The following is a 23468-nucleotide window of genomic DNA, read 5'->3' as shown; positions in this document are numbered from 1 at the left end:
TTAATTCATTAAAACTGATGTAAGAATAATTAGGTTATTTTTTATTATCTTTTACACCTAATTTTGGAAAAAATTGCATAACAGCACCAATACAATAAATGTAAAGACCAGAGATTGAAATACCAATTTTAATCCAATTTGGAGCATTTAGCTGGTAAAAAAATGCAGCTATACCAAAACAGCACCATATAAGAAAAATTGAAAAATTAAGCATACGTAATCGGATAACTCTCACTGGATGGATAAAATAAATGGGTAAAAAAGATACAATTGCCGATAAAGAAATAATAATGAAAGCAACCCATTCCCCCGGTCTTACCACAAAAAGCATAAAAATCATCATATTCCAAACGACAGGAAATCCTTTAAAAAAATTTTCTTCAGTTTTCATTCCAGTATTTGCGTAATAAATAGCTGATGAAATGACAATAATAGCGCTTGATATAAATGATAATCTAGGATTCATAAAACCACTTTGGTAAAGTGCAAATGCTGGAATTAAAATATAAGTTATATAATCAATAATACTATCCAGTATTTCACCAGACCATGCTGGAAGTATATATTTTATGTCTAATTTACGTGCAATTGGCCCATCAATACCATCGACAAAAAAAGCAAGTCCAAGCCAAAAAAACATAGAGACCCATTCTTTTTCGGATGCAGATATTAGAGAAAGAAATGCCAAAAATGAGCCTGATGCTGTTAATATATGAACAGAAAATGCTTTTGCTTGCAACACTGTCATTATTTTTGGATATAATCTATCTCTATTAATTTGAGTCTTAAGTTTCAAGGCTTTTCTATCCTAAATTAGAGCTTTTATTTATTTTCTCAAATGCTATCTCTATTTATTATATGACTGATAGCTAAAAAGAGTACAAGATAATTATTTTATATTTATTTAAGTATATAATAAGATATAATTTATTTGAAGATGCTGTAACGATTAATATTAAAAAGGCTTAAACAATCGTGATATCTAAAAAAAATATGCATCAAAACATTGCTGTTATTGGTGCAAGTCAAATTGGTATGTTAGCAGCACTTAATCTTGCTCGTAAAGGACATTCTGTATCTCTGATTGGTCCACCTGCTGCAATAGATGAATTACGAACAACTGCTATTATGATGCCTACAATCCGTATGCTGCAAACGCTCAGTATTTGGGATACTATAAAATGTCATGCAGCTGCCTTATCTTCAATTAGAATTATTGATGTAACATCTCAGATTGTACGAGCTCCTACTGTAAATTTCCATTCCACTGAAATTGGTGAAAAAGCTTTCGGTTATAATATACCTAATTTAAAATTAAATGACGCTTTGATCAATACTATTAAACAAACACCAAATATTACCAGGTTCTTTTCTTTAGCAAAAGACTTTGATCATCAAAAAGATCATATTTGTATTACTCTTGAAGATAGACAAGTTATTAAAGCATCACTTGCCGTTGCTGCTGACGGACGTTATTCTCCGACAAGAGCTGCTGCTGGAATTAATATTAAACAATGGAATTACCCACAAATAGCACTTGTTTTCAATTTTTCACATAATTTACCTCATCAAAATATATCAACTGAATTTTATACAAAAGATGGTCTTTTTACACAGGTTCCTTTACCAGGAAATAAATCTAGTCTTGTATGGATTGGTAACTCCTCTCGTGCTAAAGAGCTTTTGAATATGAAATTAGAAGCAGTTGCAAAAATAATTGAAAATCAAATGCAATCAATTCTTGGTGAAATAAAAATAGAAACTAAAATTCAAACATGGCCTCTTTTAGGCCTTATTCCTAATCTTTTTGCCGCTAAAAGAATAATTTTGGTTGGAGAAGCAGCTCATGTTTTTCCTCCTATTGGTGCGCAGGGATTTAATTTAGGGATGCGTGATATTCAAACTTTGGTTGATCTTATACCTAATGAAATATCTACTGCTATTTCTCAAAAAATCACTGCGAATTATAATCAACATCGTAAATATGATATTTTTACTCGAAGCGGATTTGTCCATGCACTTAGCTATACTCTGCTCTCCAATATGCTACCTGTTCATATTTTGCGTAGCGTTGGGCTTGAATTGTTACGTAATTGCTCACCATTACGTAATTTATTTATGAGAGAAGGAATGTGTTATGGTTATAGCTTAAAAACAATTATGAATATGTTTATAACAAAATCAACTAATATTAAGATTGAATAATAAAAAATACGTTCTTATTCACCCCTGCACGGGTCTATCATATGAAAATGGAAATCTTGAATTTTTTTTCATTATTAATATAGGCTCTAGTAGCTAGAAAATTCCTAAAAAGTTTTTTTCATAAATAAAGACCGATATATAAATGCGCACGCATTAAAACAAACCTTCGTACAATTTGTTAAAACGAAAACAATCTTATTTATTCGATAAACAAGATTTGAAAATAAAATGTTAGGGAACCGATTAAGAATAAAAGGGTTAAGTTAACATGAAAGTAAATATTTTAGAGATTTTTTTAATCAATGGCAAACATAAATGAAACTAAATAAAAGTTTTAGAGCAACTATTATTCTTTTTATGGTGATGGTTTGTATCTCGCCCACCGTTATAGCTTTACCAACAAATATTTATTACGATCCCTGTTATCAAACATCCCAATATATTTTCTTTCAAAAAAACAGCAAAGCAGGAAAAAACTCATTCACCGCTTCACAAATCAAAAATCATCTTACAGAAAATGGTTTTAAAAATATTAAACGATTACGTTTAGATGATCAAGGTATTTGGCGTGCTTTAGTAGAATTTAAAAACTGTTATTTTCTTATATCCATTGATTATTCTGGAGCAATTAGTATTCAAAATGAAAGAAAAAAATATGATTAATTTTAAAGCGCATAGCGATATTAACTCAAAAAATTATGAAAAAAACTTTTTGAAAAGAATCTATTATTGTATTAAAGATTCAGCATTTATTGGAGGCCTCAATGGTAGTTTATCAGGAGCACTTGCGGCAATTCTTGCGAATTATGGCTATATTGCTCTTCCAGGATTTGGCCCAATTGTGGCAATAGGTATAAGCCTAACACTTCCTGCTGGAATAATAATTGGCGTTACAGTAGGATCAATAATAGGTGTTATTATTAGCATTGTTTTCAATTTTTTAAATAATTTTAATATTTTGTAATAATTATTTTTTAAGTTTTGTGGTGAGAAAAAATTCCCTTATTTATATTATTTTGCTAAATTGGCTCACTATACCTTGCAAACATGTTAATTGATATTTGTTAGAGTATTGCGTTTTTTCTGTATTCTAATGATAAATGTTATAAAATATTAATCTCTGAAAAGACGAAAATAGTAATCTGTTTTGATCAAAGTAATTTTTATGTGTTTGAACAAAAAACTAAACAAAAGTTCATAATTTGAATGATCGCCCTCCTCCCCCTTTTCTGCTTTTTAATATTAGAATTTACAATCTGGCTTCTTAAAAGTATTACTATTATCGATAATGTTTATTCATTTTGATAAAAATACTTAAAACGATTTAATTAAAATGTTTAGAAATACAATTTAGGTCATTGACCTTTTAAAAGAACCTTGTAAAAAGTATATTGCTCTTTAAATAAAGTTGTATTTACTTTGGAGGGGTGGTCGAGTGGTTTAAGGCACCGGTCTTGAAAACCGGCGTGCAGGAGACTGTACCGTGGGTTCGAATCCCACCCCCTCCGCCACAGCACTTTTATAGTTCTATAATATTTTGATTTTGTACATGTTTTTTTAAGGCGCAGGATAACAAAATAAAGGTTAGGGAATAGGAATTCACATATTTTCTCTAAAATATATGTGGGTCAATATCGTTTTTTAGGTCTTTTTAATTTTTATGATTTGATCTTTTGCGCATGTTGGCACCCACAGAAATGTTCACCTTATTTGTTATGCTTTAAAATTTTTTTGCCACGCTTGAGTCAATGACAATACATAATTCTTTCTTTTCAAATATATTGTGGAGACTGGCCAATACAAGAGAGCATTTCATGAATGCTATGAGGCTAACAACGATAGTGCATGATAAATGAATATGCTTCTTGGATTAATGTTTTTTTACATCGGTTTGTGATGTGATGATTCAATACGAATCAATTGGAAAAAAAATATTTATCTGTGATAAATAAAGCGTCAACTATTAAAATAAGCATAAAGAATCAATCAAAAGACTACAATCAAGTTTAGAGCTCCAAAAAAACTAAAAAGAATCAATAGAAGCAAAATTTCTGAATATATAATCTACTGATTTTATTTAAATATGGTGAGCGCGCAGGGATTCGAACCCTGGACCTACTGATTAAAAGTCAGTTGCTCTACCGGCTGAGCTACGCGCTCCCCAAACAAGTTAATCTTGCTTATAGAAAGTGGGTCGAACATACGATTGACTCTTCATTTGGTCAACACTTTATTAAAAAAAATATCATTTTCTAATTTTATTTATTAAAATTCTATAAGAGTGTAAGTTTGATTTATAAAATATTTAGCGCAAAAAGAAATTAAATACTTAATTTACAAAGTTATTTAATAAATAACCTTTCTTAAGAAAAGTAGTAAAATGGCAGAAATAATGAATCAAATGAGACCTTCATTAAAGAATTTGCAGGAATTGTTATGGTAGCGCCTCGTATTAGTTTTGTTTCTCTCGGTTGTCCAAAAGCACTTGTAGATTCTGAGCGCATTATCACACGCCTTCGTTCTGAAGGTTACGAGATCTCAAATAAACATAAAGGAGCTGATTTAGTTATTGTTAATACCTGTGGTTTTATTGATTCTGCTCGAAATGAATCATTAGCTAATATTGATGAAGCTATCAAAAATAATGGAAAAGTTATTGTAACCGGATGTCTTGGTGCTCAACCTAATATTATTCTTCAAGCACATCCTAATGTATTAGCTATTACTGGACCACAAGATTACGAAAGTGTTATACGAGCAGTTCATAAAGTAATACCTCCAGTTCATGATCCTTTTGTAGATTTAGTACCTCCGCAAGGTATTCGTTTAACACCTCGCCATTACGCTTATTTAAAAATTTCTGAAGGATGTTCGAATCGGTGTAGTTTTTGTATTATCCCTACTCTACGTGGTAATCTCATTTCACGCCCTATAAGCGATGTTCTTCGCGAAGCAGAAAAACTTGTACAAGCAGGTGTGAAAGAACTTTTGGTTATTTCTCAAGATACTGGCGCATACGGGATTGATCTTAAATACGCTGAAAGTGTTTGGAAAAATCGCATTATCAAAACAAAATTTTTAGATCTTTGTCGCGAACTAGGTGAAATGGGAATTTGGGTGAGAATGCACTATTTATATCCTTACCCTCATATTGATGAAGCTATTGAGCTCATGGCTGCAGGAAAAATTCTTCCTTATCTAGATATCCCTTTTCAGCATGCATCACCAACTGTTTTACGTAATATGAAACGTCCTGCCCATGTCGAAAAAATAAGCCGTAGAATTGAAAGATGGCGAAAAATTTGTCCGGATTTAACGTTACGTTCAACATTTATTGTTGGCTTTCCAGGAGAAACCAATGAAGATTTTAATATGCTTCTTGAATGGTTAGAGGAAGCAAAAATTGAACGTGCTGGCTGCTTCAAATATGAAGCAGTGAAAGGTGCTGTAGCAAATGATCTTGGATTGGAAAATATTACAGAAGAAGTGAAAGAACAACGTTGGCATCGCTTTATGACAAAACAACAAAAAATTTCCGCACATCTTTTAAAGAAAAAAATTGGAAAAAGACTTCAAGTTCTTATCGATGAAACACAAGGTAAAATCGCTAAAGGTCGTAGTAAATATGATTCTCCAGAAATAGATGGTGTTGTGCATATATCATCTCGGAGACCACTTCGTATAGGTGAATTTGTTACTGTTAAAATCGAGCAATCAGATTCTTATGATCTTTATGGAAACGTAATTTGAAAATATCAACAACTTAAACTTATTTTCTAGTATCTTATAATTATAACAAACTCTTAAAAGAAAAAAGTTTTTTATCAAGTAAATGACTAGGACGAACATTTGTCAAGGCACGGATCATGATGTCTTTGCGTCCTGGCATTTTTTTTTCAATATCATTGAGCATTTTTTTCATTGCATTGCGCTGTAAACCATCTTGACTCCCACAAAAATTACAAGGAATGATAGGGAATTGCATCGCTTGAGAAAATTTCTCTATATCTTCTTCAGCAGCATAGATAAGAGGACGTAAAACAAAAAGATCTTTTTCATCATTTATAAGTTTTCCAGGCATAGCTGCTAATCGGCCGCCATGGAACAAATTCATAAGGAATGTCTCTAAGACATCATCACGATGATGACCAAGTACCAAAGCAGAGCATCCCTCTTCACGTGCAATCCGATATAAATGTCCACGTCGCAACCGAGAACAAAGTGAACAATATGTTTGTGTTTGTGTTAATTTATCTGTAACAATTGAATAAGTATCTTGATACTCAATGCGATATGGAATCTGATGGTAATTTAAAAAATCAGGAAGAATATGCTTTGGAAAAGCTGGCTGACCTTGATCAAGATTACAAGCTAAAATGTCAATAGGTAGAAGACCACGCCATTTTAAATCAAGCAAAAGTGCTAGTAAAGCATAAGAATCTTTTCCACCTGATAAGGCAATAAGCCATTTTTTTCCTGAAGAGAGCATAGAAAAATCATCTAATGCCTGCCTTATATGGCGCAAAAGACGTTTACGTAATTTATTAAATTGTACAGTTGAAGGAGCAACCCGGAACATCGGATGACAATCATCAGTCTTTTCTTCCAAAGGATCACTCGTATCCATATTTTTTTTTTCATCACACAAAATTTGATTAAAATTCAATTTATAATATCATAACTCTGTATAATACAATGATTTAATCCTGCAATAATAAATTATAATCCAATAGCAGACATATCACATAATCTAAGTCTATTTTAATCAATTTGTACGTTTGAATTATACAAGAAAAAATCATCAAAATGCACTGCTATAGAGCACAATAATAGATACCACCCGTTTCTATTATCAAGAACACTGCTATAGCATAACAATTTTGATATATAGAGAAAATTAAAACAATGATCTCTGTATTAAAAAGCTAACGAGAATAAAACTCAACAACCAAATTGGGCTCCATATGAACAGCATACGGAACATCTGCAAAAGCAGGTATACGGATAAAGGTTGCTTTCATCTTGTTATGATCTACACTAATATATTCAGGCACATCACGCTCAGCTAATTGTACAGCTTCCAAGACTAAGACAAGTTGTTTTGATTTTTCACGGACCTCAATCACATCTCCTGGTTTACAACGGTATGACTGAATATTTGTACGCCGACCATTTACATTAACATGACCATGATTAATAAATTGACGAGAAGCAAAAATGGTAGGCACAAACTTTGCACGATAAACAATAGCATCCAAACGCGACTCTAAAAGACCTATAAGATTTTCACCTGTATCTCCACGACGACGAGCAGCCTCTTCATAAGTTTTGCGAAATTGCTTTTCTGAAATATCGCCATAAAACCCTTTTAATTTTTGCTTAGCGCGCAACTGGACTCCATAATCAGAAAGTTTCCCTTTACGGCGTTGACCATGTTGTCCAGGACCATATTCACGACGATTAACTGGAGATTTTGGACGCCCCCAGATATTTTCTCCCATACGGCGGTCAATTTTATGTTTTGTTGTTTCGCGTTTACTCATCGCATTTCCTTTAAATAAAAAATAAGATCAAAAATTAGATCTTAAGGAAACGCACCCTCCTCTGTTTTCAAAAAAGAAAACCGACAGGACAACACCTGCATTAACTGCAAATTACCCACGGGACACGTCAATTAATGATCTTTCTCAGAAAAAACATTCTAGCTTCTACTTATCTTACAATTTAAAGTCAACTCCCTTCATTATTTTTAAGTGAAACTTTTGCAATAAATTTTCAGTTGAAGGGCTTATATTTTGTGATGTAAACAAAGTGAAATCTGTATATTCCTTCATATTCTTGTTTTGGATTTTCATTGGTAATAATGATCTTATGTGTTTAGCTATAGCTTTTGCTGGATCGATCCAATCAACTGGCCATAAAGCTTGTTCACGAAATAAGTTGATCAAAAAAGGATAATGTGTACAAGCTAAGACAATAATATCAGTTAATTTGCCATTTTTCTCAATAAAGCATGGCAAAATTTCATGGCGTAATTCTTCATAATTGATAGGATAACCACGTAAATAATTTTCAGCAAATCCTGCTAGCTTTTCACTTCCTACAAGCTGTACATAACATTGACCAGCAAAAGAATTGATTAATTCATGTGTGTATGCACGTTTAACTGTGCCAGGAGTTGCTAATACTGAAATAACACCAGATTTTGTTTGTTCAGCAGCTAATTTAATTGCAGGAACAGTTCCTACAAAACGAATATTAGGAAATTCTCGTCGTAAATCTTCTATCATTAATGTAGAAGCTGTATTGCAAGCAATCACACATAAAGCAGGATTATAAAGTTCTAGAAGATATGTAAAAATCTTTAAAATACGGTGTTTTAACATCTCCTCTTCCCAGATACCATAGGGAAATCCTGCATCATCAGCAACATAAATAAATTGGTATTCGGAAACAAAAAGGCGTACTTCTCTTAATATTGTTAGTCCACCAATACCACTATCAAAAAAAAGAAGAGGTTGTTCACTCATTAAGTATTCACATTTTTTTTAATTTTTTGCGATCACGCCCTTCGGGGGCTCCACTACCCCGCGGAAATTTAGGCGAAAAATGATCCAGTGAAGATATAACACCTCGTAAGAGCTGAATTTCAGACTCGCTAAAATTTGCGCGTGTAAAAACAGAGCGTATATTTGTAACCATTACTTCTTTACGCTCTTGAGGTCTAAAATATCCACGAACATCTAAAGCATCTTCCAACTGTGATAAAAAACCATGAAGTGTTGCTTTATCGGCTGGTTTTAACTTTATTGCACGAAAAGCCGTATCACTCAAATCTTCCAAGCCTGATTTCATCCATTCGTAAGCTATTAACAAAACGGCTTGCGCTATATTAAGTGATGCGAAAGCAGGATTAACTGGAAAAGTAATAATCTCATCAGCAAGGCTAATTTCATTATTTTCCAATCCCCACCTTTCTCTTCCAAATAAAATACCTGTTTTATGACCAATATTCTCATAATAACGCAAAATATTTGCAGCTTCTACAGCACTTTTAACAGTTTTAAAACCACATCTTTCACGTGCTGTCGTAGCGTAAACATAATTTAAATCCGCAATTGCATCGCATAATGTATCAAATATTAGTGTATCATTAATGATATGATCTGCTTTGCTGGCCGTAGCCTTAACTTTTTCATTTGGAAATATTTCTCGTGGTTTAACAAGTCGAAGTTTTGATAAACCAAAATTGGCCATCGCCCTTGCTACCATACCAATATTTTCTGATAATTGTGGCTCAACTAAAACAATAATTGGGCCATTCATTACGTTTTGACATTTTCTATTTGTTCCGGCCATTTACTTCACCAGTTTTCATAAATTATGCCTTCATTATTAATTTTTTGAATGCAACTTTTTAAATGAATATTTCATAAAATAACCTTATTGAGGACAACCATAACTAATTTATTTTTGTAAATGATGCTATTCTATTGATTGAATAGTCAATAGAATAATGAACTTTGAAAGAAAAATAACTAAAATATTTATAACAATAATTATAAAGACGCTATTTAAGCGCTAAGATAACGTTAGTATAACTTCTTTATTATGATCCGAGTTGAATTAAAAAATCATACATTTTAATAAAGGCCTTATGTTCTTTGTTTCCAAACTTCATCCTGCAAAACTTATTTGTCGTTATAAACGCTTTCTTGCTGATGTCAAAAAGAATGATCAACACATCTTTACGGTTTCTGTTCCTAATACTGGTTCGATGCTTGGATTAACAACTTCTGATTCTAATGTTTGGCTTTCGTATAGTGATGATCCAAAACGGAAATATCCGTATCGATTAGAAATTGTTGAAGCAGATAATACCTTAGTTGGTATTAATGCAACTTTAGCAAATAAACTTGCTTTGGAAGCAATTCAAGGTGGGATATTGCCTGAATTTAGTGATTATAAAACAATTTTGAGCGAACAACGCTACGGCCAATCACGTATTGATTTTCTCTTACGCAATAACGATTTGCCTGAATGTTATTTAGAAGTAAAAAATGTCCATTTTATTCGCCAAAAGCAATTAGCAGAATTTCCTGATACCATAACAAAACGTGGTGCACGCCATCTTGAAGAACTTATAAAAATTGTGCAACAAGGAAAACGAGCTGCCATGTTGTATGTAATTCAACGAGAGGACTGTTCCGCTTTTAAAATTTGCCATGACCTTGATCCCGTTTATGGATGTAAATTTGATTTAGCATTAAAATCAGGGGTAGAATTTTATGCTATAAAATGCCACGTAAGTGTCGAAGGTATTTTTCCGATTCATCAAGTAAAGATAGAAAATAGCAAAAAAAATGGTTAGTTATATTGAATATAATAAAGCTCCCTTAAAATTTAATGGTCAAATCCGTATTTTCGATGATTATGCTTTTTCTCAAATGCGTAAAGTTGGTCGAATTGCAGCAGAATGTCTTGATGCACTCACCGACATTATTAAGCCTGGTGTTACAACACAAGAAATTGATGATTTCGTTTTTGTTTTTGGAGCTGAGCGAAATGCTTTGCCCGCTGATCTGAATTATCATGGATATGGTCATTCGTGTTGTACATCTATCAATCATGTTGTTTGCCATGGCATACCAAATGAAAAACCCTTACAAGCAGGTGATATTGTTAATATTGACGTCACATTTATTCTCAATGGTTGGCATGGAGACTCAAGCCGTATGTATCCTGTTGGAAAAATCAAGCGCGCTGCAGAACGCTTATTACAAATAACTCATGAAAGCCTCATGAGAGGAATTGCTGCAGTCAAACCTGGAGCAACTACAGGTGATATTGGTGCTGCTATTCAACATTATGCAGAATCTGAGCGCTGCTCCGTTGTAAGAGATTTTTGTGGACATGGAATTGGTCAACTTTTTCATGATGCACCAAATATTTTACATTATGGAAAACCAGGCGAAGGTGTAGAGCTTAAACAAGGCATGATATTTACTATTGAGCCTATGATTAATCTTGGCAAACCACAAATTAAGCTTTTATCGGATGGTTGGACTGCTGTTACCCGGGATCGTTCTCTTACGGCACAATACGAACATACAATTGGCGTAACAAGTGAAGGATGTGAAATATTCACTCAGTCTCCTAAAAACATTTTTTATACTTTAAATTCACCTGCTTAAATAAATGTAGAAATATCATGGCAAAAAAGACTAATAAAAATGGAGGCGCCGAAAATAGTTCCTTTGAACTAACATCAAGTGTTCCAACTCATCCAGTGCCACAAAGGAATAATAAAAAAATTAAGAAAAATTCAAAAGTAAATAGACATTATCAAGGACATCGTGAACGTCTTCGTAAACGCTATTTAAAAACAAAGGGTAACGCGATTGAAGATTATGAATATCTTGAACTATTGCTTTCTCGTACTATTCTTCGAGCTGACATCAAACCAATAGCTAAAAATTTATTAGCGAATTTTGGTTCATTAGCTGATGTGTTGACAGCGGATATTCATCGACTTCAAGAAATTGAAGGATGTGGTCCAGCTACTGCTATCGATCTAAAAATTATTTCAGATGTAGCAGGACGTCTTGCTCGTGCACAATTGTATAAACGTGATATTTTTTCTTCATGGGATAAAGTATTAGCTTACTGCAAAGCCGTAATGGCTCATGAAACGCGTGAGCAATTTCGTGTGTTATTTCTTGACAAAAGGAACGGTTTGATTTCCGATGAAGTACAACAAACTGGAACTATTGATCATACCCCTGTTTATCCTCGTGAAGTAATTTCTCGAGCTTTGGAATTATCGGCATCAGGATTGATCTTAATTCATAACCACCCTTCAGGGAATGCTTCACCTTCTAAAGCAGATATATCGATGACACATAGATTAAAAGACGCTGCAAACGCATTAGAAATTACTATTCATGATCACATTATTATCGCACGTAATAATTATACAAGTTTTAAAGACTTAAAGCTTATATAAAAATTCACTTAGAGAGAAATTCTGTTTAATTACAATCATATATCAATTATCTAAGTCGATACCTAATATGGCCATAGAAAAATTGTAAGATACTTCATTATCCTCTTCATCGCGATAAATAATACCTAAAAACTCATCTCCTATATAAACTTCGCAAGAATCATTCTTTTTAGGTCGTGCCTTTATTTGTAAGGATGAATTTTGAAATTTGGTTTTAAAATAACTATCAAGTTTTTTCATTTCATCAACATTCACTGTACTCTCCTCTATTTTGAGATTACTAACTTAAAACATTATTGTATCAATAAGCAGCTCTTATTACCATTGGTAAAGATAGAAATTTTGTCTAAATCCTCAATCAATAATATATGTATAAGCAAGATTACTTTTTATAAACTTTACTAAATGATCTTTACATAAAATTTGTAATGTTAAAATTTATCCGATAATATATGGCATAAAGGCTTTTCTTCGATGCATAAATAAAAATTTTAGCACTCATTACATCTTTTAGAACTGTTATGATAGATAGATTCTATATTTCATTGAATACACCACACGTTATTACTTATCTTTTATAAAATCTTATGGAAAATTTTTATTTAGATTTTTACTCATTTTGATATTAAAGAAAATAAAAAAATAGATAATTTATTCAATGAATTAGTATTATTAGATATTCTAAAGTTAAGATTATAAATTCATTTTAAATCCAATATCATACATTTTAATTATTACAATTATTTGTAAATCTCGTAATTGCGATTATTGTAATTTTTTTATAAAAGCTCGTATATTGCATTTTTTATCAAAAGCGAGCAATTATATTATGCATTAAAATATAAGAATTTGATAAGGATTCAAAAAAACAAAAACATAATTTATTGTTTTTTATATATTTTCTCCTTTTATCAATCTATCATTATATTCGCTAAAATTCTCGTTTCTTGTGAAAAGTGTACCATTTGATGATAAAAATTGTATTAAGTGCACAATATATAAACAGATATATAGTTAGAGGGAATGAGATTCATGTTTGCTTTTAAATCTGAATTTTTACATATTATGAGCGAACGGGGATTCATTCATCAAATTTCAGATGAAAAAGGCTTAGATGATCTTTTTTTAAAGGAAACCGTAACTGCTTATATTGGGTTTGATCCTACAGCTTCGAGCCTACATGCTGGAAGCCTTCTTCAAATTATGATGCTTCATTGGTTACAGAAAACTGGTCACCGCCCTATTATATTAATGGGTGGTGGAACAGGCTTAATTGGTGATCCTTCCTTTAAAGACGAAGCTCGGCGTCTTTTAACACACAATGATATTACTGAAAATATCATGAGCATTAAAAAAATATTTACGAATTACTTAACATTCGGCAATAAAAAAACTGATGCATGTATTGTGAATAATGCTGAATGGCTATGCCATTTAAACTATCTAGAATTTTTACGCAATGTAGGAAAATATTTTTCAGTTAATCGCATGTTATCATTTGATTCTGTTCGACTAAGACTCGAACGTGAGCATTCTTTATCATTTCTTGAATTCAATTATATGATTCTGCAAGCTTATGATTTCGTGGAACTTAATAAGCGTTATGGCTTACGGGTACAAATGGGTGGTTCTGACCAATGGGGTAATATTGTAAATGGTATTGAATTAGGACATCGCTTAGAAACACCCCAATTATACGCATTAACTTCACCATTACTTACAACTTCTTCTGGTGTCAAAATGGGTAAGTCATTCAATGGTGCTATATGGCTCAATGCAGATATGTTTTCTCCTTATCAATTTTGGCAATATTGGCGTAATACAGAAGATCTTGATGTTACACGATTTTTAAAGCTTTATACTACATTACCAATGACCGAGATCGCTAAACTTTCTGCATTAAAAGGTACTGAAATTAATGAAGCAAAAAAGATTTTAGCAACAGAAGTTACAGCAATGCTACATGGTCGCACTCTCGCAAATGAAGCGTTAGAAACCGCACGTAAGACCTTTGAAGAAAAAATGTTTGGAGAAAATCTTCCAAGTATTAAAATCAATGCTACAGAATTAAAAGCAGGCATTGGAGTGCTTACTCTTTTAGTGCAAGCAGGGCTCGCTAAATCAAATAGTGAGGCACGTCGATATATCCAAGGCAGTGGTGTACGTGTAAATGATCAAATTATTGAAGATGAAACGCACCTTATTGTTGAAAAAGATGTCAATGCAAATGAAGTAATTAAGTTGTCTTTTGGTAAGAAAAAACATGTTTTAATTAAACCAGTATAATTATTTATTTATATTAGTACACCATATTATGATAGAGAAAAGTTTTCTGAGTAATCTATCCTATAATTGAATAATTTTGTGCTATACGTTCATATCTTATGAAATGATTTTACATAACAAAGAGAGATAATTTAATGACAAGACTCATGAAAGGTGATACCGCTCCTAATTTTAATTTGCCGCGTGATGGTGGAGGCCAATTAAGCCTTTCTGATTTTAAAGGAAAATCAGTTGTTTTATATTTTTATCCAAAAGATGACACAAGTGGATGCACAAATGAAGCGATTGATTTTACCCGATTAAAAGAGAAATTTAATGAAATCGGAGTCACGATCATTGGTATATCTCCAGATAATATTGCTAAACATGATAAATTTAAAATAAAACATAAACTTGATATTATCCTTGTTTCAGATGAAGAAAAAACTACACTTGATGCTTACGGCGTTTGGGTTGAAAAAAGCATGTATGGACGTAAATACATGGGTGTTGAACGAAGTACTTTTCTAATTGATTCAACTGGAAAAATCGCTGAAGAATGGCGTAAAGTTTGTGTATCTGGACACGCTGAAAATGTTTTAGCCGCTGCGTGTGCTCTGTGTGCTGTAGGATAATACTACATAATTAATATCTCTCAATTCTTGTTTTTTCCGTGAACGCGTTGAGCAAGTGCGGCTTCTATAAACGTATCTAAATCACCATTGAGCACAGTTTGTGGATCAGTATTTTCAAGTCCTGTACGCGAATCTTTAACAAGCTGATAGGGCTGAAGAACATAAGATCTAATTTGATGTCCCCAGCCAATTTCTGTTTTAGACGCCTCAACTGCGTTAATTTCTTCTTCTCGTTTTTTTAGTTCTTCTTCATAAAGGCGTGCGCGTAACATTGACCAAGCTGTTGCTCTATTTTTATGTTGAGAGCGTTCCGTTTGACATTGAACAACAATACCAGTTTTTATATGCGTAATACGTACTGCGGAATCTGTAGTATTAACATGTTGCCCTCCAGCGCCTGATGCACGATACGTATCAATACGAACATCTGCTTCTGATAGATCAACTTCAATATTTTCATCAACAACCGGATAAACCCAAATGCTTGCAAAAGAGGTATGTCGTTTTGAATTTGAGTCATATGGTGAAATACGAACTAAACGATGAACGCCTGATTCAGTCTTTAACAAACCATAAGCATTATGTCCTTTTACAAGAATAGTAGCTGATTTTATACCTGCTTCTTCACCATCATGAGTTTCTAGTACTTCAACTTTCATTTTATGCTGTTCAGCCCAACGAGTGTACATACGCAAAAGCATAGAGGCCCAATCTTGGCTTTCTGTTCCCCCTGCTCCAGCGTGAATTTCTAAATAAGTATCGTTTGAATCTGCTTCTCCTGAAAGAAGCATCTCAATTTGTCGCTTGTCTATTTCGCTTTTAAGTTGACGTATTGTATTTTCAGTTTCAGTAATAATTCCTACGTCATTTTCTTCTTCACCCATTGCTATTAGCTCGATACATTCCTCAAGCCTTTGTGCAAACAACTGAGTGCTATTCATCGAGTCTTCGAGATTTTGACGTTCACGCATCATATCTTGTGCTTTTTGCGCATCATTCCAAAGCAATGGATCTTCTGCTTTTTGATTGAGATACTCAAGGCGTTTTAGTGACTCCTCCCAGTTAAAGATGCCTCCTTAGCAAACTAATCGCCTGCTGAATTTCACCGACTAATGTTTCTATTTCTGCTCTCATAATTTAACACCTTAGTCATTATTTTTAAAATAATAATTTTTTTGAATTTTTTATTCTAATAATTTTACAAAGTTATTTATTACATCTCAATTATGAATAATACGGCGAATATTATTCATATCTGTTACCCTATCAAAAGAATTTCTTTTCAAATCAATATAATCCACCGCTACCATCTTGAAGAGCTTTATTAACTTGTGGAGAAGTAGTGACGGCTGGAATTCCTTCTTGAAAAAAATCTGTTCCACCAATCACTTGATATATATCAGCAGGGCCAGTTCCTGGTTTAAATGCTTCTATGATAACATCATTATCTCCTGCTTGAGCAAGCATGCCTGTTTTGCGATTAATTGGCATTAAAATCATATCTTCTGGCACTTTAAACGGCACATCTGGTTTGCCTTGCAGAGCAGCTTGTATAAATTCACCAAAAACTGGTATTCCTAATGAACTTCCTGTTTCGTTATATCCCAATGAAGCTGGTTGATCATATCCCATGAAAACACCAACAACAAGGTCAGGTGTAAATCCTACGAACCATATATCTTTAGAATTATTGGTTGTACCCGTTTTACCAGCGATATGCCGATTAAGATAACGTAAACGTGCAGCTGTACCACGTTGAACAGCTCCTTCCATCATAGATGTAATTTGATAAGCCGTCATAGAATCAAGAACTTGATCTCGTTCATCGATTAATGTCGGTTCGCTTTGATTATCCCACGATTGAACATTACAATTTTCACATAGACGGTTATCGTGACGGTAAATAGTTCTGCCGTAACGATCTTGAATTCGATCTATAAGAGAAGGTTTAATAGAACGTCCACCATTAGCAATAACTGAATAAGCTGTTACCATCCGTAAAAGTGTTGTTTCTCCAGCTCCTAAAGCCATGGGAAGATAAGGTTGCAATTTATCTGTAAGACCAAAACGCTCTGCATATTCAGCAACAATAGACATGCCCATATCATTGGCAAGCCGCACAGTCATAAGATTACGAGAGTGTTCAATTCCATAACGTAATGTAGAAGGTCCTGCAAATGTACCACCATAATTTTTAGGTCGCCAGATTTGCCCATTAGTTTGACGTACTTCAACGGGACCGTCTAAAATTACTGATGCTGGTGTATATCCATTATCGAGCGCTGCAGCATAAACAAAGGGCTTAAAAGCAGAACCTGTTTGGCGATAAGCTTGCGTTGCACGATTAAATTGAGATTCAGAAAAGGAAAAACCTCCTACCATTGCAAGAACACGTCCTGTATGAGGTTCCATAGCAACAATAGCCCCTTCAATTTTGGGGATTTGTTGTAAACGATAAGTATCATTACTATTTGATATTTTTTCGACAAAAATAACATCTCCAACTTGCAAGACATTCGATAAACTCTGAACAGTTTTTCGATCACCATTTTTGTCAATAACACTCAATGCCCATTTTGATTCAGATTCGGATAATGTAGCAATTTCTTTTTTTTGTGATAATAAACCTGAATTTTGATTCTGTGGCTGTAAACCAATTTTTACTGTATTAGTGTCAGTAGAAAGAACAACCGCTAAACGCCATTCAGGTACATCACTTAATCCAGCAATACCTTTGAGTACACTATCCCAATCATCTCCGATATTGATATGTTTATAAGGCCCACGCCATCCCTGCAAATGATCAAATCTAATTAAACCATTTCTCAAAGAACGTTGCGCAATAAGTTGAAAATTTGGATCAAGTGTTGCACGAACTGAAAGCCCACCTTCATAAAGTGTTGTGGCTCCATAGAGATTCATTAAATGACGGCGTATTTCTTCAGCAAAATAATCAGCAGCAAAAACATAGCTATCACGACCGCGTATCACTGCTCCCAAAGGCTTTTCTTTAGCTTTCTCACCTCGTTCTGGCGTTACATATCCATTTGCAACCATTCTATCTATAACCCAATTTCTCCGATCAATGGCACGCTGTATATGCTTGAATGGATCGTAATTTGCTGGACCTTTAGGAAGAGCAGCCAAATAAGCACATTCTTCCAAAGTAAGTTCACTCACAGGCTTATTAAAATAGGTCAGTGAAGCTGCTGCAACACCATAAGTACCACGACCAAGGTAAATTTCATTGAGATAAAGTTCAAGAATATGATCTTTTGAATAAGTTTTTTCAATACGCATTGCTAAGATGGCTTCTTTTAATTTACGCTCAAATGTTGCATCTGAGCTTAAAAAAAAGTTTTTAGCAACCTGTTGTGTAATAGTTGAAGCTCCTTGTGGACGTTGGCCAGAACCAATATTCATAATGTTTTTGATTAGAGCTCTAAAGAGCCCAGCAGGATCTAAGCCAAAATGATGATAAAAATTTTTATCTTCAGCTGCAATAAAAGCTTCTTTAAGAATCTTCGGTATTGATTTGATAGGTAAATAAAGGCGATATTTGTTGGCAAATTCGGCCATAAGATGACCATTTGCAGCATGAACACGAGTCATCACAGGTGGCTCATATAATGAAAGAACCTCATAATCAGGAAGCTCTTTAGCTTGATTAGGAGTCATTATTACCCACATCATTGCTCCACAAAGCGCAATAACTTTAGAAAAATTCAAAAAACATCTAAAAAAAATTATCATTGAAATGGGTATCACTCTCTTTAAAATTTATCAGACGGAACATACTTTAATTTACCGCTAATGAAATGTAATTTTTACTAATATTGAGACAAATATAAGACTATTATTTATTTTCATATAAAATATTAATATTGTTTACTCTATCTTCCCATATACTTAAAGAGACTGTATAGTTTTCTGCCGATCTGCTGCAAATTGGCGAATAGAGTTAGCAATAGCAGTAACCATTTTTTTTCTCCATTGGGAATCATTTAGTAATTGTTCATCTTCTTTATTAGATAAATAACCTATCTCTATCAAAATAGAAGGGATATCTGAAGCTTTTAAAACTAAAAAATCAGCATATCGATGAGGTTTATTTATCAAATTGATTTTATTTTTTGATAAATTTAAAATAACACGATTAGCAAAATCAATCGAGAATATCTGAGTTTCACGTCGAATAAGATCAATTAAAATATCTGTAACTTCAGCTGTTTCTTCTGCTATTAATCCATCAAAAAAATCTACTTTATTTTCATGATCAGCTAAAGACTTTGCAATAGCGTCAGAGGCTTTATCAGAGAGAGTATATACTGTAACACCACGAAGGGAAGGAATATTAATACTATCTGCATGAATGGATATAAAAAGATCAGCGTCAAAATCTTGTGTTTTTTTGACTCTTTCGCTTAACCTTAAAAATTCGTCAGAGTCACGTGTTAAGATAACGTGAATACTAGAGTCTTTTTTTAATTCATCCCGTAATGCACGAGCAAAAACAAGTGTTATATTTTTTTCTAAAACTCCAGTAACACCTTGTGCTCCACTATCAATTCCACCATGACCAGGATCAAGAACAACGTGAAAATGACTTTCTGAACTTATTTGTTTTTTTATATCACGATGAATTTTTTCTTGATTTTGTAGTGATTCGTTAAAAGCTTTCTGTGAACTTTGAGTAATATCAATTAATATTTGCCATAAGCCATTATCTAATTTTTCTACTCTACTATTTTTTATAGAAAAGGCAGTTTTGCTCGTAAGAATAATACGTGAATCTCGCATATCAGAAAAATCATAACGTACATCTAATAGCATATCTGACAAAATATTTTTGTTGTTTAGAGATTTATCTTGTGTTGAAAAATCAACTATAGGTAAATTAATAACCAAACGTGTAGGTGTATTTAAAATCTCTAAATAAAAATTTGGTTCAGCATCAAAAACTGCAATAATACGTGTAGACGAATTAACATTAACGGTTTGCAAATTAATAAATTTTAATGCATTGGCAGCTTGAATATGAGGCTGAAACATTAAAAAAAATAGTAAATAGCATACAAGATGCAAAAAAACATTTCTATAACCAATTTTTGGCTTTTTATTAAAGAATCGTTTAATCATAAGTGAAATGCTTTTTTTGTATTCGCTATTAGTTTTAAAGTATATATTATTTTTTCAATTTAAGCGTTGAATCTTTTAGCCACAAAATATCAAAAAAATCAAATTTAAGACAGTGATTATATTGTATTATTCAGAAATTACATTATTACTTGCCAAAAGCATAATATCAACATAAAAGAATATATTAAGATTCTTAGGTGATGTAACCATCTAGTATTGGTAAAATTATTGATAATTCATATTAAGTTGTCTTTAAAAGATTTATCGCATACTATGCGTTTATGCTTTTTATAAGTAAAAAGTCTTTATTCCTCAATACAGTAGGATTGCGTGATTTAAGATTCATTGGTTTGGTTATCCAAACTATTATCGAAATTGTTTTGCCGGAGACTTAAAAATATGAGTCATATAAGACAGACAAGAGCAATGAAAGTAAATGCTGTAATGTGTTTGCATATGGCAGTCTGTTTAGCTATATCGGCCTCCCTTTTTTATGGCAGACAGCTCTTTATTTTTGCAAATAATTATACTGTTTATTTAAATAAAGTTATACATGTCGCCTTCAGGATTTTAACTTATGTCAAACAAAATGCTTATCGATGCCTCTCATCCAGAGGAAACACGTGTTGTTGTCGTTCATGGTAATAAAATTGAAGAACTTGACTTTGAATCAGAACATAAAAAACAACTTAAAGGAAATATTTATTTAGCGCGTATTACGCGTATAGAACCGTCGCTGCAAGCTGCTTTTATTGAATATGGTGGTAATCGCCATGGTTTTTTAACCTTTGCAGAAATTCATCCTGATTATTATCAAATTCCTGTTGCCGATCGCCTTGCTCTGCTTGAAGAGGAGAAAGCTGCTATTAATGAAAATTATGAGGATGCTCCCATTGAGGAAACAACCCTAAATAAAAAACGCTTAAAAAAAATAAAAAAAAATAAAAATAATAATGTTATAGCAACGAATATTGAAAATGATCTTCTATCTGAAGAAATTATAGCTGATGATGTTGAAGAAATACTGGATGTTTCCAATGATGATATCGAAATGGTTGGAGCAGAAGATGCACTTGAAGAATTACCTGCCTATCCGCGTAAACAGGGGCGTCAATATAAAATTCAAGAAGTCATTAAGCGCCGTCAAATTTTATTAGTTCAAGTAATCAAAGAAGAGCGTGGTAATAAAGGCGCAGCACTCACGACTTATTTGTCTCTAGCGGGTCGCTATTCTGTTTTAATGCCTAACACAGCTCGAGGTGGCGGTATTTCACGGAAGATCACTAATATACAAGATCGCAAACGTCTTAAAGATATTGTAAAAGAACTAGAAGTTCCGAAAGGTATGGGAGTTATTTTACGAACAGCTGGAGCAAATAGAACAAAAGCTGAAATTAAACGTGATTATGAATACCTCATGCGCCTATGGGATACTATTCGCACCTTAACACTTAAATCAACTGCGCCGTGTTTAATTCACGAAGAAAGTAATCTTATAAAGCGTTCTATTCGTGATCTTTATGATAAAAATATTAATGAAATTCTCGTTTCGGGAGATCAAGGATATCGCGAAGCTAAAGACTTTATGCGCATGCTCATACCAAGTCATGCGAAAGTTGTTCAACCTTATCGTGATACTACTCCTATTTTCACGCATCATAATATCGAAACTCAGCTTGATAAAATGTTGCATCCGCAGGTTAATTTAAAATCTGGAGGTTATTTGGTAATTAACCAAACAGAAGCACTCGTCGCTATTGATGTAAATTCTGGTCGTTCTACTAAAGAGCATTCTGTTGAAAAAACAGCCTTACAAACCAATCTTGAAGCCGCAGAAGAAATAGCACGTCAATTACGTTTACGTGACCTTGCAGGTTTAATTGTAATTGATTTCATTGATATGCTAGAAAATCGGAATATTAAGCTTGTTGAAAAAAAATTAAAAGATTGTTTAAAGCACGATCGCGCTCGCATTCAGGTTGGTCATATCTCACATTTTGGTCTTATGGAAATGAGTCGTCAACGTATTCGTGTATCCGTTCTAGAAAGCACTACACAACCTTGCCCACATTGCGCTGGAACTGGAAATATACGCTCTGAATCATCGATCGCTTTACATGTTATGCGTTCAATTGAAGAATATCTACTTCACAATTCACAACATAATATTATTGTACGCACACCCGTAACAATAGCACTCTATGTACTAAATCATAAACGCCATATTCTTGTTAATTTAGAAACACGTTTTGGGCTCAGTATTAACATTGAAGCAGATGATAGTGTTGGAACACAACACTTCGCTATTTCTAAAAGCTCAATAGCAAAGGGAGATCCTTTTTCTTCAACAGTTATTGAAGATAATGATATAAAAGAAATTGAAAATGCTGCCCTAATTAAAAACAAAACCGTTGAAAACAACAAACGACATCAGCGTAAAAACCACCAAATTGAATCTAATAATGATAGTATTTCTTCTGCTGCTGATAAAAATGATACTCCCAATGGTGAAGATACTCATCGCCGCGGGCGTCGTCGTGGACGCCGTGGAGGTCGCCGTAATCAGAATAATAATTATCAGTCTCGTGTCTCCTATGCAGAGCCTGTTGGAGATTTTGCTAAGAAAGCTTTAGAAGAAATTAAAGCAGAATATCGCCAGTATCATAATATTCCAGCTGCTGAGACTGTTGGCTTCAATAAAGACAGCCACTATAAAAACCATTTAAGCAGTACACAGAAAAATGAAATTATAGAAGGCCCTACTGCTATTAAATCCAAAAAGCGTAATGTAAAATCTTCAGAAGTTTTACAAAATAAAGAAGTCCTTACAAAGGACAAAAATATAACAACACCAAAACAAGAACTTGTTGAGGAAAAGTTAGTTACCAAATCTAATCGGAAAAGTAAAATAAAAGAAATAAATGAACTCGCGAATGAAGTGATTTCTACAAATACAAAAAAATTAACATTGAAAATACGAAGAAAAATAGCAACTAAAAAATCTGTACAAACGACTGAAATGACAGAACAAGAACCTGTAATTGAAAAAAATGTTGAACATATTTCTTCTTCAGTTGCGACAACATCTACTGAACCTATTGTGACATCATCAGAAGCTGAAACTAATAAAAGAACTGAGCGTGTAGGTTGGTGGAAACGTAAAGGTTTTTTCTCAAAAAAATAATTAACAAAGAACCGCTATAAAATATTTTATAGCG

At 33.1% G+C, this 23468-nt stretch carries 19 protein-coding genes and 2 tRNA genes; 11 read left to right on the top strand and 10 right to left on the bottom strand.

Annotation, left to right across the window (positions count from 1 at the left end; all coding sequences use genetic code 11):
- Nucleotides 1–34: 34 nt before the first annotated feature.
- Entirely contained in the window at nucleotides 35–748 is a 714-nt protein-coding gene (pcsA, locus tag ACJTDF_RS03270) for a phosphatidylcholine synthase (RefSeq protein ID WP_407966126.1), read from the bottom strand.
- Nucleotides 749–975: 227 nt separating this feature from the next.
- Between pcsA and ACJTDF_RS03265 the strand changes: the two genes are divergently transcribed.
- The 4 genes from ACJTDF_RS03265 to ACJTDF_RS03250 all read left to right on the top strand — a co-directional run bounded on the left by ACJTDF_RS03265 (nucleotide 976) and on the right by ACJTDF_RS03250 (nucleotide 3716).
- On the top strand, nucleotides 976–2205 hold the full coding sequence (locus ACJTDF_RS03265) for a UbiH/UbiF family hydroxylase (RefSeq protein ID WP_407966125.1): 1230 nt from the start codon (nucleotides 976–978) through the stop codon (nucleotides 2203–2205).
- 315 nt (nucleotides 2206–2520) lie between these two features.
- Nucleotides 2521–2868 carry a hypothetical protein gene (locus tag ACJTDF_RS03260; RefSeq protein ID WP_407966124.1) on the top strand — a complete coding sequence of 116 codons (348 nt, stop codon included), beginning with the start codon at nucleotides 2521–2523 and terminating at the stop codon, nucleotides 2866–2868.
- Nucleotides 2846–3169 carry a hypothetical protein gene (locus ACJTDF_RS03255; protein WP_407966123.1) on the top strand — a complete coding sequence of 108 codons (324 nt, stop codon included), beginning with the start codon at nucleotides 2846–2848 and terminating at the stop codon, nucleotides 3167–3169. The genes ACJTDF_RS03260 and ACJTDF_RS03255 overlap by 23 nt, the downstream gene beginning before the upstream one ends.
- A gap of 457 nt (nucleotides 3170–3626) precedes the next feature.
- Nucleotides 3627–3716, top strand: a tRNA-Ser gene (locus ACJTDF_RS03250).
- A 573-nt stretch (nucleotides 3717–4289) separates the two neighbouring features.
- On the opposite strand, the gene ACJTDF_RS03245 is transcribed toward ACJTDF_RS03250, so the two are convergent.
- Nucleotides 4290–4365, bottom strand: a tRNA-Lys gene (locus ACJTDF_RS03245).
- A gap of 276 nt (nucleotides 4366–4641) precedes the next feature.
- Between ACJTDF_RS03245 and rimO the strand changes: the two genes are divergently transcribed.
- Entirely contained in the window at nucleotides 4642–5955 is a 1314-nt protein-coding gene (rimO, locus tag ACJTDF_RS03240) for a 30S ribosomal protein S12 methylthiotransferase RimO (RefSeq protein ID WP_407966122.1), read from the top strand.
- 40 nt (nucleotides 5956–5995) lie between these two features.
- Here the strand turns inward: rimO and ttcA are convergent, their stop codons facing one another.
- The 4 genes from ttcA to ACJTDF_RS03220 all read right to left on the bottom strand — a co-directional run bounded on the left by ttcA (nucleotide 5996) and on the right by ACJTDF_RS03220 (nucleotide 9564).
- On the bottom strand, nucleotides 5996–6832 hold the full coding sequence (gene ttcA / locus ACJTDF_RS03235; protein ID WP_407966121.1) for a tRNA 2-thiocytidine(32) synthetase TtcA: 837 nt from the start codon (nucleotides 6830–6832) through the stop codon (nucleotides 5996–5998).
- A 298-nt stretch (nucleotides 6833–7130) separates the two neighbouring features.
- On the bottom strand, nucleotides 7131–7748 hold the full coding sequence (gene rpsD, locus ACJTDF_RS03230; RefSeq protein ID WP_407966120.1) for a 30S ribosomal protein S4: 618 nt from the start codon (nucleotides 7746–7748) through the stop codon (nucleotides 7131–7133).
- 174 nt (nucleotides 7749–7922) lie between these two features.
- Nucleotides 7923–8735, bottom strand: coding sequence for a glutamate racemase (murI, locus tag ACJTDF_RS03225; RefSeq protein ID WP_407966119.1), 813 nt, complete (start codon nucleotides 8733–8735; stop codon nucleotides 7923–7925).
- A 7-nt stretch (nucleotides 8736–8742) separates the two neighbouring features.
- Complete coding sequence (locus ACJTDF_RS03220; RefSeq protein WP_407966118.1) at nucleotides 8743–9564, bottom strand: RNA methyltransferase; 822 nt, start codon at nucleotides 9562–9564, stop codon at nucleotides 8743–8745.
- A gap of 298 nt (nucleotides 9565–9862) precedes the next feature.
- On the opposite strand from ACJTDF_RS03220, the gene sfsA reads away from it, so the two are divergent.
- Genes sfsA through radC form a run of 3 tightly spaced genes read left to right on the top strand, consistent with a single transcriptional unit; the run spans nucleotide 9863 to nucleotide 12211 of the window.
- Nucleotides 9863–10576 (top strand): DNA/RNA nuclease SfsA, encoded by a 714-nt coding sequence (sfsA, locus tag ACJTDF_RS03215; protein ID WP_407966117.1) that lies wholly within the window; start codon nucleotides 9863–9865, stop codon nucleotides 10574–10576.
- Nucleotides 10569–11399, top strand: coding sequence for a type I methionyl aminopeptidase (gene map / locus ACJTDF_RS03210; protein ID WP_407966116.1), 831 nt, complete (start codon nucleotides 10569–10571; stop codon nucleotides 11397–11399). Before sfsA ends, map begins: the two co-directional genes overlap by 8 nt.
- Before the next feature lie 17 nt (nucleotides 11400–11416).
- On the top strand, nucleotides 11417–12211 hold the full coding sequence (gene radC / locus ACJTDF_RS03205; RefSeq protein ID WP_407966115.1) for a DNA repair protein RadC: 795 nt from the start codon (nucleotides 11417–11419) through the stop codon (nucleotides 12209–12211).
- Between the two features lie 42 nt (nucleotides 12212–12253).
- Here the strand turns inward: radC and ACJTDF_RS03200 are convergent, their stop codons facing one another.
- On the bottom strand, nucleotides 12254–12466 hold the full coding sequence (locus ACJTDF_RS03200; protein ID WP_407966114.1) for a DUF3126 family protein: 213 nt from the start codon (nucleotides 12464–12466) through the stop codon (nucleotides 12254–12256).
- A gap of 777 nt (nucleotides 12467–13243) precedes the next feature.
- Here ACJTDF_RS03200 and tyrS point away from each other — a divergent pair.
- Both tyrS and ACJTDF_RS03190 read left to right on the top strand, forming a co-directional pair.
- Nucleotides 13244–14497 carry a tyrosine--tRNA ligase gene (gene tyrS, locus ACJTDF_RS03195; RefSeq protein WP_407966113.1) on the top strand — a complete coding sequence of 418 codons (1254 nt, stop codon included), beginning with the start codon at nucleotides 13244–13246 and terminating at the stop codon, nucleotides 14495–14497.
- Nucleotides 14498–14631: 134 nt separating this feature from the next.
- Nucleotides 14632–15111: a peroxiredoxin gene (locus ACJTDF_RS03190; RefSeq protein WP_407966112.1), complete on the top strand. Its 480-nt coding sequence runs from the start codon at nucleotides 14632–14634 to the stop codon at nucleotides 15109–15111.
- Between the two features lie 20 nt (nucleotides 15112–15131).
- Here the strand turns inward: ACJTDF_RS03190 and prfB are convergent.
- From prfB to ACJTDF_RS03175, 3 genes are all read right to left on the bottom strand, one after another.
- A protein-coding gene (gene prfB / locus ACJTDF_RS03185; RefSeq protein ID WP_407966111.1) for a peptide chain release factor 2 occupies nucleotides 15132–16245 on the bottom strand; the annotation gives its coding sequence in 2 pieces (ribosomal slippage) (nucleotides 15132–16175 and nucleotides 16177–16245; 1113 coding nt in all).
- 153 nt (nucleotides 16246–16398) lie between these two features.
- Nucleotides 16399–18864 carry a penicillin-binding protein 1A gene (locus tag ACJTDF_RS03180; protein WP_407966110.1) on the bottom strand — a complete coding sequence of 822 codons (2466 nt, stop codon included), beginning with the start codon at nucleotides 18862–18864 and terminating at the stop codon, nucleotides 16399–16401.
- 156 nt (nucleotides 18865–19020) lie between these two features.
- Nucleotides 19021–20250, bottom strand: coding sequence for an N-acetylmuramoyl-L-alanine amidase (locus ACJTDF_RS03175; protein ID WP_407966109.1), 1230 nt, complete (start codon nucleotides 20248–20250; stop codon nucleotides 19021–19023).
- A gap of 577 nt (nucleotides 20251–20827) precedes the next feature.
- Here ACJTDF_RS03175 and ACJTDF_RS03170 point away from each other — a divergent pair.
- Nucleotides 20828–23434: a ribonuclease E/G gene (locus ACJTDF_RS03170; RefSeq protein WP_407966108.1), complete on the top strand. Its 2607-nt coding sequence runs from the start codon at nucleotides 20828–20830 to the stop codon at nucleotides 23432–23434.
- Nucleotides 23435–23468 lie beyond the last annotated feature (34 nt).

The organism is Bartonella bennetti (assembly GCF_045945445.1).
In the GTDB taxonomy this organism is placed as follows: domain Bacteria; phylum Pseudomonadota; class Alphaproteobacteria; order Rhizobiales; family Rhizobiaceae; genus Bartonella.
Note: the sequence above shows the minus strand (reverse complement) of the source record. Positions and strands in the feature narration are given on the sequence as shown.